This is a genomic window from Candidatus Magasanikbacteria bacterium RIFOXYB2_FULL_38_10 (assembly GCA_001783145.1).
GTDB lineage: Bacteria > Patescibacteriota > Patescibacteriia > Magasanikbacterales > UBA10003 > GWC2-40-17.
Genome location: MFQT01000010.1, coordinates 11,773 through 24,097, shown reverse-complemented (window position 1 = coordinate 24,097; position 12,325 = coordinate 11,773). Strand labels below are relative to the sequence as shown.

Below are 12,325 nucleotides of genomic sequence, written 5' to 3'. Positions count from 1 at the left end.
AGTTTATGAAAAAATATAATCACAAAGAAATAGAAAAGAAGTGGCAGAAAGAGTGGATTAAAAAGGGGATTTATAAAACCAAAGAAGGTGGCGACAAACCAAAATATTATGTTTTGGATATGTTTCCCTATCCTTCCGGTGCAGGTTTGCATGTGGGCCATCCTAAGGGCTATATTGCCACAGATGTCATTGCCAGAATGAAAATGATGCAGGGGTTTAATGTTTTGCATCCAATGGGTTGGGACGCTTTTGGTCTGCCAGCGGAAAATTACGCTATCAAGAATAAAGTTCATCCATCGGTGGCTACGGAAAAAAACATCAAAATTTTTAAAAAGCAGTTGGAACTTTTGGGTTTTACCTATGATTGGGACAGAGAAGTTAATACTACCGACCCGGCTTATTACAAATGGACGCAGTGGGCGTTTTTGGAAATGTTTAAAAAAGGTTTGGTTTATGAATCAAACGAGCCTATTAACTGGTGCCCGGGATGTAAAACCGGTTTGGCTAATGAAGATTTGGAAGGAGGACTTTGTGAACGTTGTGGTTCTGTTGTAGAACGCAAGCCCTTGCGTCAGTGGGTGATTAGAATTACCGATTACGCAGAAAAATTATTGCAGGGCTTGGATAATTTGCCTGAATGGGAAGAATCCATAAAAGAGATGCAAAGAAATTGGATTGGGAAAAGCGAAGGGGCTTTGGTGACATTTAAATTAAAAGCAGGTGGGCAGGAGGAAAGTTTGGAAGTGTTTACCACTCGTCCCGACACTTTGTTTGGAGCTACTTATGTTGTCCTTACGCCAGAGCATCCTTTGCTACATAGTTTAGAAGGGGAAATTTGTAATTTGGTGGAAGTAAAAGATTACGTTGCTCTAGCAAAAAATAAATCAGAATTGGAGAGGACTGATTTGGCTAAAGAAAAAACTGGCGTGAAGTTGGAAGACGTGGTGGCCATAAATCCAGTGAATGGAGAGGAACTGCCGGTTTGGGTGGCGGATTACGTTTTGATGGGTTATGGCACCGGCGCCATTATGGCCGTGCCCGCGCATGATGAAAGGGACTATGAGTTTGCTAAGAAGTATGGATTGGGGATTAAAGAGGTGGTAGCTAAACAATTTGGTGAAGTTGAAACCAATTTTATCCGCGCCGATGGCGTGGCAGGTGTTTTGTTAAATAAAAAAGGACAGATTTATGTGTTGAAACGCCCGAATGGCGAGTATGAATTGCCGGCTGGTAGATATAATAAAGGAGAAAGTGACGAACAAACACTTAGAAGAGAAATAATTGAAGAGACAGGATTTTTGGATTTTGAGAGGGGGGATTTTTTAGGAACAATTCAGGCTAATTTTTATATTGAGGATTTAAAAATACAACGTTTAAAATATCAAAAAGGATATATTGTCAATTTAAAATCAGAAAAACAACAACCACCGCAGATGGAAGATCTTGAGGATTACACCGGTGAGTGGCAAAATTTAAAAGATGCCTTATCTTTATTTGAAAAATATAATATACAAGGTCAAGTGGAGTTTATTCGTCGCGCAATTGATCCTAAAGAAAAATGTTTTGCTGGTGAAGGCATCGCAATCAATTCTGATTTTTTGGATGGGCTTTCAACTTTAGAGGCTAAAGAAAAAATAATTAACTGGCTAAAAGAAAAAGGTTTGGGAGAAAAAAAGGTGCAATACAAAATCCGTGATTGGGTTTTTTCCAGGCAACGTTATTGGGGAGAACCAATTCCGCTGGTGAAATGTGAGAAAGATGGCTGGGTGAGCGTGCCAGAAAAAGATTTGCCATTAGAATTGCCCAAAGTTAAAAAATATGAGCCGACAGGAACAGGGGAATCTCCACTAGCTAATATCACAAAGTGGGTGAATACAACTTGTCCCAAGTGTGGCGGACCAGCCAAGCGCGAGACTAACACTATGCCGCAATGGGCCGGATCTTGTTGGTATTATCTGCGCTATGAGGATCCCAATAATAAAAAAGCATTGGTTGATAAGAATTTAGAAAAATATTGGTCGCCCATAAATTTGTATGTTGGTGGGGCAGAACATGCCACCAGGCATTTAATCTACGCGCGTTTTTGGCATAAATTTTTATTTGATATCGGCGCGGTAAACTATGATGAACCATTTACTAAATTACAACACGTCGGCTTGATTTTGGCCGAGGATGGCCGCAAAATGAGCAAGCGTTGGAATAATGTTATCAATCCTAATGATGTTGTGGGTGAATATGGCGCTGACGCTATGAGGCTCTATGAAATGTTTATGGGGCCATTTGGTCAGCCTTGTGCTTGGAGCACCAAAGGCGTGGTAGGCATGAGAAGGTTTTTAGAGAGAATTTGGAACTTTTCACAAAAAATTAAATGGGCCAAAGAGACAAATAAAGAATTGAGAAGAGAAATTGAAAAAACAATTAAGAAAGTGACCGATGATATTGGAGAATTGAAATTTAATACAGCCGTTTCGCAATTAATGATTTTTGTTAATAATTTAAATGATTCTTCCATCATTAGCCAAGACGATTTTGGAAAATTTATTAAACTCCTGGCTCCTTTTGCTCCGCATTTGGCAGAGGATATTTGGCAGGAACTAGGTAATAAGAAAACAATCTTTCAATCTGCTTGGCCAGAGTTTAACGCCGAATTGGCCAAAGATGAAACTTTTATTTTGGCTGTGCAAGTTAATGGTAAATTGCGTGATACTTTAGAGGTGGCGGTGGATATTACAGAAGAAGAGGCCAAAAGAATTGTTTTATCTAGCGAAAAAATTAAAAAATGGCTGGAAGGCAAAGAACCTAAAAAAATTATCTTTGTTAAGGGTAAGCTGTTAAGTATTGTTGTTTAATCAATTTAATTTAAGGGGGAGATGTTCTTAGAAAAAATAGCCGAATCTCAATCCAAATTTTTTTTGTTCGGTTTGGTTAGTTTTATTATAGGGATAGCCGGTGCTTCTGTTTTGGGTTTAACTAGAAAAAATTTATTTTTTCTTAGTTGTTGTTTAATTTTGCTTTTGGTATCTTTAGGAATCACAATCTCTAAAAAATGGCGAGTATTAATTGTGCTCTCCATTTTTTTGTTTTTAGGGGTTTGGCGTTTTGTTTTATCGGAACCTGCTAAAAGTCCGCAAAATTTGCGTTTTTTTACCGGCCACTTAGTAATTGTTAAAGGAATACTTATTAGTGCTGGGGAAATTTCCGGCAATTATCAAAGAGTTTATCTAAACTCTCAAGCTTTAAAATTTTTTGTTGATGATAATTATAAAAAAATTCAAGGAAAAACCATTTTATATTTAGAAAAATATCCTTTACATGATTTTGGTGAAGAGGTGGAAGTGCGTTGTAATTTAACAGATCCTAAGGAATTACTAAAAGACGATCAATTTTCTTATGCGGCTTTCTTGCAAAAAGAAGGAGTTTGGACGGCTTGTTTTAATGCCCAAATTATTAGCAATCTTCAACCTCGGCATTTTTCTTTTTATAAAATTTTTTTGGATTTGAGAAATTACTTTAACCAAAAAATAAATTATCTTTTGCCGGAGCCGCAATCTTCTTTTTTGCGAGGGCTCTTATACGGCGACAGAACTACTTTTCCACCGGAATTGAGAAATGCTTTTAGTAAAACCGGAGTCACTCACATTATTGCTATTTCCGGTTATAACATTACTATTATCGTGGTTGGTCTTTTGGTGTTGTTAAAATTTTTTGGTCTTAGCCGTCGCCGCGCCTTTATACTAATCTTGGGAGTAATATTGTTTTTCATTTTGTTAAGCGGTGCCTCGGCGTCGGTAATTCGTGCCGGCCTTATGGGTGTTTTGGTTTTATGGGGTAGACAAATAGGGCGCCAATCTTCAGCCGGCCGAGTTTTAATTTTAGCGGCCGCCATTATGCTATTATTTAATCCGCGTCTGCTTTTATTTGATGTTGGTTTTCAATTGTCTTTTTTATCCACCCTGGGCCTAATTTATTTTTCACCAATTCTGGAAAAAATTTTGGTTAAAATTTCAGCTCTTTGGGGGCTAAAAGAAATTATTATAGCTACTTTTTCCGCTATCATTTTTACTTCGCCTTTAATTATTTATACTTTTGGACAATTTTCCCTGGTAGCACCTTTGGCTAATTTGTTAATTTTGCCGGTCGTTCCTTTAGCTATGCTTTTAGGTTTTTTGTGCTTATTTTTAGGCATAATTTATCTGCCTTTGGGAAAAATTATTGCCTATGCGGCCTGGGCCGTCTTAAGTTATATTTTAAAGGTGGCGGAATATTTGGCCGGTTGGAAATTTTCTGCCTTAAATTTATCCCTGCCTTGGTGGCTCGCGGCGTTATTTTATTTATTTTTAGTTTATTTAATTTATGTTAATTCTAAAAAAAGCAAAATCTAGAAAAATTTTTTGGCCACAGCGGTTATGTTTAACCAAATCTGGTGTGCTTTTAATTTTTTTATTATCAACTATTTTTTTATCAGGCTGTTCTGCTGTCGCGCAGAATTTTTCTCTCCCGCCGTCTTTGTCTAAATCTGTTTTGCGAGTTATTTATTTTGATGTGGGGCAAGGGGATTCGGCGTTGATTATGACGCCAGAGAACCAAACCATTTTAGTTGATGGTGGATCGGATGATAAAGTACTGTCGCGTTTAGGTACCTATTTGCCGCTTGGCCAAAAAAAGATTGACGTAATGATTTTAACCCATCCGCATGCCGATCATTTAGATGGTTTGGTGGAGGTCTTAAAACGTTATGAAGTGGGTCGTATTTATTATACAGGAGTATTACAAACTACAGGAACTTTTTTGGAGTGGCTAAAAATGATTAAAGAACAAAAAATTACTTTAAATCTTGTTAAAACAAAAGAAGATGTAAAGGTTGGTGGGGTTAAATTAGATTTTTTGTATCCTATAAGAGATTTATCGGCTTTGGGTCCGGCTGATTTGAACAAGCCGGAATTAAAAAGTTTGGCGCTTAGTAATTTAAATAATACTTCTATTGTTTTTAAATTGATTTTTGGTCGAACAAGTTTTTTGTTCATGGGTGACGCGGAAGTTCCGGTAGAAAAAGAGTTGTTTGCTCAAGATGCAGATGTGCAGGCTGATGTTTTAAAAATTGGCCATCATGGCAGTAATTCTTCTACCAATGAAGAATTTTTAAAGGCTGTGAATCCAAAATATGCCATAATTTCTGTTGGCAAAAATAATGATTTCGGCCATCCACATTTACGCACACTGCGGCGGTTAGAAAGACACGGAGTGGAAATTTTAAGAACGGATGAAATGGGAAGTGTAGAATTGTTGAGCGATGGGGAAAAAGTGGGGAAAAAATAATTTGAACGGCTCTTTTTGATAATAAAAAAGCCCCGTGACAGAAAGCCTTTGTTATAGGCTTCTGTCAGGGGGCAAGTGCTAGTGTTGCTCCTTGGGGATGATGGTGTACAGGCCGGCGTTTGGCCAGGGAGCATCGAACACCTCTCCGGCGCCGTTGTCGAAGAGGCGGTGCAGGTTGATCACCCCGCCTTCGCCCTCGGAGAACGCCCATTTGTGCACGGGGAAGGAGGTGGTTCGATCGAATGATCTCCCATCCTTGCGGTAGCTCTGCCAGCGCATGGCGAAGACCGTGTCCGGGTAACCCTCCACGGCCGCGCTCTCAATGTGGCCGTGCACTGGCTCCCGGCCGAAAGTCTGGTGCTCCACGATAACCGCACCCTCCAGGTTCCGTCCTTGTAGTCCTTCCAAGGTCTTCATCCTTTGCTCCTCCATTTAAGGCGATTTTAAGGTCCACTTTTAACCTAAAATTATAGCACATTTTAGGCATTTTGTCAAGAGGTGTGCTAAAATGTATTAAGTTATGTTGAAACGCTTATTTTTTGCATCTTTTATCTTTTTTTTTCTTATCGTCTTACCAGCTAAAGCCGAAGTTTTGGATTCGGATAAGGATGGTCTTTCTGATGTAGATGAAATGTACATTTATCATACTGATCCTCAGCTGGCCGATACTGACGGCGACGGTTATTTAGATAATCAAGAGGTTTCTAAAGGTTTTTCGTCGCTAGTAGCCGGTAAACAATTAAAAGAAGTTGATTCAGATAATGACGGCTTAAATGACGCCCAAGAATTAATTGTGGGTAGTGATTTAGGAAAAGCCGATACTGACGGTGATGGTTATTCAGATGGTTTAGAGGTGGATAGGGGCTTTGATCCTTTAAACTCTAGCACAGAAAAAATTGCCAAAAAAATAGAAGTTGATTTAAAAACGCAAACTCTGGTTTATTATTTTGGGGATAAAAAAATGGACGAGTTCTTAATCTCTTCGGGCATTCCCAGTCTGCCTACTCCTAAGGGGCAATTTGAAATTTTAAAGAAAAAACCAATAATCAATTACAGTGGTCCTGGATATTATCTTCCCAACACCAAATGGAATTTGCTTTTTACTTACAAAGGAGGGCTGGGTGTTTTTGTTCATGGAGCTTATTGGCATAATAATTTTGGTCACCCTATGAGCCATGGTTGTGTTAATGTGGCTTATAGTAATATGGAAGATTTATATAATTTTAGTGAAGTAGGCACAAAAGTGGTTATAAGATAGTTTTTATGAAAATTTTTTCCGTTTCCGAATACTTACAATTTCTTAATGATACTTTAATTTCTCTTGATCCTTATCGTACTATTGTGGTAGAAGGCGAGATAACCGGTTTTAAAGTTTCTCAACAAAAATGGATTTGGTTTGATATAAAAGATGAAAACGGATTGTTATCTTGTTTTGCCACAACTTGGACGCTAAAGGTTCCTTTGGAAGATGGCATGAAAGTTCGTGTCACCGGTTATCCCAAGGTTTACCCCAAATCCGGCAAAATGTCTTTTACTGTTAATACCTTAGAACTGGTGGGTGAAGGGACTTTAAAAAAGGCTTATGAGGCGCTGAAGAAAAAAATGCAAACCGAAGGATTATTTGATGAGGCCCGCAAGAGGCCTTTGCCAAGATTTCCCCAACGTCTTGCTTTGATAACTTCGCCCGAGGCTGCTGCTTACACAGATTTTGTACGGATTTTAAACAATCGTTGGGGTGGAGTGGAGGTGGATTTTCTCCCTGTAAGTGTGCAAGGACAAACAGCAGTGGAAGAAATTTTGCAGGCTTTTATATGGTTAAATGTGCACGCTTCTGATTATGACGTTTGTGTTTTGACGCGTGGAGGAGGATCTATGGAAGATTTGATTGCCTTTAATAGCGAAGAAGTGGCTCGTGCTGTTTACGCCACTCGTCTGCCAGTGGTTTGCGGTATTGGTCATGAACGCGATGAGTGCTTGGCAGAGTATGTGGCCGATGTTAGGGCCTCTACGCCGTCTAATGCGGCAGAATTGGTTGTCCCTAGTCGCGGAGAAATTTTGTCGGAATTAAATTTTACTTTCGAGCAAATGGAAAGTACTTTAAATTTTAAAATCAAAAGTTTAAATCATCAGGTTGATCAACTTTTTTCTTTTATTGAACAGGGAATTAGAGAACCTCTTATTAAATGCCGCGAGCTTTTAATTAAATTTCAAAATAATTTTGACGGATTTTTTTATCAGATTAAAAATTATTTTGATAATCTTAATTCTTTTGACCGGCTTTTAAATAATTTAGATCCTAAAAGATTGCTTCAAAGAGGTTATGGTATCGTGCATGGCCCCAAAGGAATTGTTAAAAGTATTAAAGAGGTAGCTTTGGGGGATAATCTTATGATAGAATTAGGAAAAGGCAACCTGGGAGCCAAAGTGACCAAACTTAATAATTAAAATTTTATGTCTGCTAAAACAAATAAAATAAATTTTGCTAAAGCTTATAACGATTTGCAAAAAACTGTGGAATGGTTTGAAAAGGGTAATGTGGATTTGGAGGAAGGTGTTAAAAAATTTGAAGAGGGTATAATTTTAGTTCAGGAATTAAAAAAATATTTGGGCAATATAGAAAATAAAGTAAAACAAATTAAAATAAAATTTGAAAAAGATGAAGCAGTAGAAAGAGATGAAGAAGACGAAGAGGATACGGCTACTTTGTTTTAAAAAATTTTATAATTAAAAATTCTTTTTTAAAAGTATGAAAAATTATTCACGCAAAAAATCCACGGCGGGCAAGGTGGCTTTTCGTTCTCCCAGCCGCAGTCAAGCCAATCGTTCTATTGAAGTAAGAGATGTTAAGGCCGGTTGTTGCAAGAGTGGTTTAAAAGGCAGGTGTTCTTGCTAATTATGCCCAGAAAAATTATTGTTTTATCATTAGGCGGATCTTTAATTATTCCTAAAGAGGGTTTTAATTTGGAATTTTTACAAGGTTTTAAAAAATTGATTTTAGATTTTCTTAAAAAAGAATGTCGGTTCATAATTGTTTGCGGCGGTGGGCAAACTGCCAGAAATTATCAAAAAGTAGCCTATGACTTGGGAGATTTGGAAACAGATGATATAGATTGGATAGGTATTCACTCTACCAGACTGAATGCCCATTTAATGAGAACAATTTTTCGTGATGTAGCACATCCGGCTGTAATTAAAGATCCGACAAAAAAAATAAAATGGACGGAAAAAATTTTAATTGCCGCTGGTTGGAAGCCGGGTTGGTCTACAGATTATGACGCGGTAAAATTAGCGGAACTTTATGGGGCCAAAACCGTGATTAATCTTTCCAACACCGAATATGTTTATAACAAAGATCCGCGTAAATTTTCTGATGCCGTAAAATTTGAAAAAATATCTTGGAGCGATTATAGAAAAATAGTAGGTGATGTTTGGGAGCCGGGGGCCAATTGGCCTTTTGATCCGGTCGCCAGTCGCGAGGCGCAAAAAATAGGCGCCAAGGTAGTTGTAATGAATGGTTTAAATTTAAAAGAAGTGGTCAAAGCCATTTTGAATAAGCCTTTTAAGGGCACAATTATTACTTGACATTTTTTATATTCTCATCTATAATATCTTTAACCATAGATAGCAGGTAGCCCTTAAGGCTTTAATTTCCTGCCGAGGTGAGCTAATTTTGTCTTAAATAAGGCAAAATAGGTCGAAGCAAACCCGTTTTCAAGTCTGTGGCAGAACACAGATTTTTTGTTTACAATTATGCCTAAGAGTAGAAATCAAAAAGAGTCGGTAATTAAAACCTTAGTGGAGGCTTTAAAAGAATCCAAGATGGTTATTTTGACTGACTTCAAAGGTTTAAAAGTTAAGGACATTACCAATTTAAGACGTGAATTATCCAAAAATAATTCTGAATGCGCTGTTATTAAAAAAACCTTAATGAATTTGGCTTTTAAAGAAGCCGGTATCAATTATGACGCTAAAACTTTACCGGGCCACATTATTGGTTTAAATTTTGACTTTGGTGATAAATTAGATGCGGTAAAAATAATTACCAAGTTTTCTAAGACCAATGACAAAATGGCGCTTTTAGGAGGCCTTTGGCAGAATTCTTTTATTTCCGCCAACGAAGTAAAAGTTTTGTCCACCTTGCCTTCTCGCGAAGAACTTTTGGCCAAATTGGTTGGTTCTATCCAAGCCCCAATCTCCGGTTTTGTAAATGTCTTGGCCGGAAATTTACGCGGACTTGTACAAGTTTTTAACGCTTATAAAGATAAAAAAGTAACAGCTTAATTTAATACAACTATGAGTGAAGAAAAAAATGTAGTTGTTCCCGAGAAATTTAAAACTCTCGTTGAACAAATTGAGAAATTGTCGGTTTTAGACTTAGCCGAATTGGTTAAAGTCTTGGAGGAAAAGTTTGGTGTTTCCGCCGCCGCTCCAGTTATGGCTATGGCCGTTGGTGCCGTCACTGCCGCTCCTGCCGAAGAAGAAAAGACTTCTTTTAATGTGGAATTATTAGAAGCCGGCGCCAACAAAATCAATGTGATTAAAGTTGTGCGTGAAGTTACCGGGTTGGGACTTGCCGATGCTAAGGCTTTGGTTGATGGTGCTCCTAAAATGGTAAAAGAAGGCGCTGATAAAGCCACTGCCGAATCCATCAAAAAGAAAGTTGAAGAAGCCGGCGGAAAAGTTGCCTTAAAATAAATTGGTTTTAAAAAAATCTCCGTTTCAACGGAGATTTTTTTAATATTTAGCGCTGTATATTTTATCGTGGTTTAAAAGGTAAATTTTTTTTTGTTTTTCATCAACGGAAAAGTCTTTAAGATCGTCCCATTCGGCAGCCGTTAATTGAGAAAATAATTTATTGGTTATTTTATTCCAAATAATTACTCTTTTTTTATCTTGATCCAAGACAAAAAAATTATCTGAACCGTTTTTAGTATAAATTTTTGTGGCGGTAGATAAAACCGGATCCAGCAAATTTAAATCAAATGATTGTAATACCCCATTTTCTAATTTGTATATTTGACCGTTATTTTTTGATAAATAAATATTACCGTCAATCATTAGCGAAGTGGCGCCGGTGAAATCCACTTTGGTTTGTTTTTTAAGCCATTCTTCCCCTTTGCCAAAACCGGTGGTAGAAGGCAGATGCTTAAAAATTTGATTGTTTTGAATGTCTAAAGAGTAGAGCTTGGCATTATAGGTGGCGGCTAAAGATATTTGATTACTTTGGTTGGGTAAAACAATTTGGCTGGAGGAAAAAGTTTCATTATCGGGGTCAAATTGAATGATTTCATTATTTTTCAAAACTAAAAGAATGGAATTATCTTTTTGCACGCCTGCATAAATTAAATCGGATAATTTATCATTGATTATTTTTTTGGTTTTTTGTGTGGCGGAATTGTAAATGTAAAGTGTGGGGGAATTAACCGCTAAAAAAATAAATCCAGTGGAAGTTTTAAAGAAAGCCTCGGGACCTTTTTCCATTTTAAGGGCTTTTAAATTCAGCTCATCTTGTGGAACAACGGTTTGAATTTTTTGCATTTTGTAGATGATTTGTTTAAGATCGTTAGAAAGATCGGAATAAGTTTTTCTTTGGTTATTTGTTACCGCAGGAAGCTGTGTCAGTAGCTCTTTGGCCTCTTTGGATAATTCTTGCGCCCGATCTTCATTTTTATAGATAAGATTAGAGTCCGCTTCATCTATTTTTTCTTTTATAGAAGTGACTATTTGCATGTAGGAGGCTGTCTCCTGCACTGTTTTTTGGCGGTGATAGTTGAAAGAAAGGTTAATAATAACAGCTATCAAAGCTATCACGCAAAGAGTCCACAAAATTCTTTTTTTAATTTCGATGGCTAAATACTTTTTAACTAAATAAATAAAAGGAATTTTAATTTGGGCCGCAGTTTGTTTTATTCCCAGATTCAAAGTTTCCTTGGCTTTGTTTGGTGTTCGCCACTCTATTTTTAATAGAAAAATGATTGTTTTTTTAAAAGCTAAGTAAAATTTATAAATTGTTTGGCCCAAAATTGTTAAGATTTTTTGCACTAAATTTCTTAACTTTCCTTGCCAGCCAGTTAACCGGGTATAAATTTTGGTGATTTTTTTAATTGTTTCTGTGTCTTCTTTTTTAGCTGTCCCTGAATTTTTGTTTTTTCTTTCACGCAAATATTTTTTGATGCTATTGAAAAGAGCTGGAGACATAATCTGTGCTGTTTCTTTTTGTTTTGTCATTAGTTGGCGGACAGATTCATTGGGGGTTAGTTTAAAAGCAGACGGTCTTTCTATTGTTTCATTGTTTTCCGGCCAAGCCAATAAAATTCCTCCAAAAGCAGCGTGATTTTCAATTTCATTAAGCAGAGTTTCCAAACGCGGACAAATATCTTCTAATTTATTGCCAGTAATTATTTTTTGTAAACGATCTGTGGTTAAATAATTAAAAGTCGTTGGGGTGGCAAATAAAGTAAAATTATTATGATGAATGGTTCCGGAGACAAGATTGGGAAAAAAAACGTTTCCCTCGTTTTCCACAGAATAATTTTTAATCAGATCAATGTTTTTATATTCGTCGTTTTCTTTATAAAAAATGTGGGCGCCGATTCTTCCTCCTACGGCAAATTGCATTTGTTCATTGCGCAATGATCCAAAAAGAATACTGATAGTGGATAATTGTTGACTGTCAAAATTTTCTCGCAAAAAATTATTGCCCCATTCCAGGGTGTTTTCAAAAGCAATTAAAGGAGATTCCCTTTCCAATTCTTGGTATTTTTTAGCCAGTTGATTAATAAAAATTTGGATTTTATTTTTTAAATCCAAATTTGAGGACAAGATTTCTCCTAGAATGAAAATTCTTTCCTTATTGGCTCCGCCGTGAATTGCCGGACCTAAAAAAATGATTATCTGTGATCTGTCTCTGGCGGGTGGTTGAATTAAAAAAGTATTCAATTCCGGCTTGTCCAGCATATGGGGACAATCTAGAAAAATAAATAAGCTGTCTTGCTGTTTAAATCTTTTT

At 36.9% G+C, this 12,325-nt stretch carries 11 protein-coding genes; 9 read left to right on the top strand and 2 right to left on the bottom strand.

Features of this window, described 5'->3' with window-relative positions:
* Positions 1–5 precede the first annotated feature (5 nt).
* Genes A2294_03715 through A2294_03705 form a run of 3 tightly spaced genes read left to right on the top strand, consistent with a single transcriptional unit; the run spans position 6 to position 5,316 of the window.
* Positions 6–2,849, top strand: a complete 2,844-nt coding sequence (locus A2294_03715; GenBank protein OGH85707.1) for a leucine--tRNA ligase — start codon at positions 6–8, stop codon at positions 2,847–2,849.
* Between the two features lie 21 nt (positions 2,850–2,870).
* Positions 2,871–4,382 carry a hypothetical protein gene (locus A2294_03710; protein OGH85706.1) on the top strand — a complete coding sequence of 504 codons (1,512 nt, stop codon included), beginning with the start codon at positions 2,871–2,873 and terminating at the stop codon, positions 4,380–4,382.
* A 43-nt stretch (positions 4,383–4,425) separates the two neighbouring features.
* Positions 4,426–5,316: a hypothetical protein gene (locus A2294_03705; protein OGH85743.1), complete on the top strand. Its 891-nt coding sequence runs from the start codon at positions 4,426–4,428 to the stop codon at positions 5,314–5,316.
* 78 nt (positions 5,317–5,394) lie between these two features.
* Here A2294_03705 and A2294_03700 read toward each other — a convergent pair whose 3' ends face one another.
* Entirely contained in the window at positions 5,395–5,748 is a 354-nt protein-coding gene (locus tag A2294_03700) for a hypothetical protein (GenBank protein ID OGH85705.1), read from the bottom strand.
* Between the two features lie 88 nt (positions 5,749–5,836).
* On the opposite strand from A2294_03700, the gene A2294_03695 reads away from it, so the two are divergent.
* The 6 genes from A2294_03695 to A2294_03670 all read left to right on the top strand — a co-directional run bounded on the left by A2294_03695 (position 5,837) and on the right by A2294_03670 (position 10,011).
* Positions 5,837–6,574, top strand: coding sequence for a hypothetical protein (locus A2294_03695; GenBank protein OGH85704.1), 738 nt, complete (start codon positions 5,837–5,839; stop codon positions 6,572–6,574).
* 5 nt (positions 6,575–6,579) lie between these two features.
* A complete protein-coding gene (locus tag A2294_03690) occupies positions 6,580–7,761 on the top strand; it encodes an exodeoxyribonuclease VII large subunit (protein OGH85703.1) in 1,182 nt (393 codons plus the stop codon).
* Between the two features lie 6 nt (positions 7,762–7,767).
* On the top strand, positions 7,768–8,028 hold the full coding sequence (locus tag A2294_03685; protein OGH85702.1) for an exodeoxyribonuclease VII small subunit: 261 nt from the start codon (positions 7,768–7,770) through the stop codon (positions 8,026–8,028).
* 183 nt (positions 8,029–8,211) lie between these two features.
* Positions 8,212–8,898 carry a hypothetical protein gene (locus tag A2294_03680; protein ID OGH85701.1) on the top strand — a complete coding sequence of 229 codons (687 nt, stop codon included), beginning with the start codon at positions 8,212–8,214 and terminating at the stop codon, positions 8,896–8,898.
* 168 nt (positions 8,899–9,066) lie between these two features.
* Positions 9,067–9,597: a 50S ribosomal protein L10 gene (locus A2294_03675; GenBank protein ID OGH85700.1), complete on the top strand. Its 531-nt coding sequence runs from the start codon at positions 9,067–9,069 to the stop codon at positions 9,595–9,597.
* A 12-nt stretch (positions 9,598–9,609) separates the two neighbouring features.
* Positions 9,610–10,011, top strand: coding sequence for a 50S ribosomal protein L7/L12 (locus tag A2294_03670; protein ID OGH85699.1), 402 nt, complete (start codon positions 9,610–9,612; stop codon positions 10,009–10,011).
* Positions 10,012–10,050: 39 nt separating this feature from the next.
* Here A2294_03670 and A2294_03665 read toward each other — a convergent pair whose 3' ends face one another.
* On the bottom strand, positions 10,051–12,273 hold the full coding sequence (locus tag A2294_03665) for a hypothetical protein (protein OGH85698.1): 2,223 nt from the start codon (positions 12,271–12,273) through the stop codon (positions 10,051–10,053).
* Positions 12,274–12,325: the final 52 nt, after the last annotated feature.

What these genes read in the sequence shown, in the direction of transcription:
- A2294_03715 (OGH85707.1), top strand. Translation starts at nt 6, where the DNA reads ATGAAAAAATATAATCACAAAGAAATAGAAAAGAAGTGGCAGAAAGAG.
- A2294_03710 (OGH85706.1), top strand. Translation starts at nt 2,871, where the DNA reads ATGTTCTTAGAAAAAATAGCCGAATCTCAATCCAAATTTTTTTTGTTC.
- A2294_03700 (OGH85705.1), bottom strand. Translation starts at nt 5,748, where the DNA reads ATGGAGGAGCAAAGGATGAAGACCTTGGAAGGACTACAAGGACGGAAC.
- A2294_03695 (OGH85704.1), top strand. Translation starts at nt 5,837, where the DNA reads ATGTTGAAACGCTTATTTTTTGCATCTTTTATCTTTTTTTTTCTTATC.
- A2294_03690 (OGH85703.1), top strand. Translation starts at nt 6,580, where the DNA reads ATGAAAATTTTTTCCGTTTCCGAATACTTACAATTTCTTAATGATACT.
- A2294_03685 (OGH85702.1), top strand. Translation starts at nt 7,768, where the DNA reads ATGTCTGCTAAAACAAATAAAATAAATTTTGCTAAAGCTTATAACGAT.
- A2294_03680 (OGH85701.1), top strand. Translation starts at nt 8,212, where the DNA reads ATGCCCAGAAAAATTATTGTTTTATCATTAGGCGGATCTTTAATTATT.
- A2294_03675 (OGH85700.1), top strand. Translation starts at nt 9,067, where the DNA reads ATGCCTAAGAGTAGAAATCAAAAAGAGTCGGTAATTAAAACCTTAGTG.
- A2294_03670 (OGH85699.1), top strand. Translation starts at nt 9,610, where the DNA reads ATGAGTGAAGAAAAAAATGTAGTTGTTCCCGAGAAATTTAAAACTCTC.
- A2294_03665 (OGH85698.1), bottom strand. Translation starts at nt 12,273, where the DNA reads ATGCTGGACAAGCCGGAATTGAATACTTTTTTAATTCAACCACCCGCC.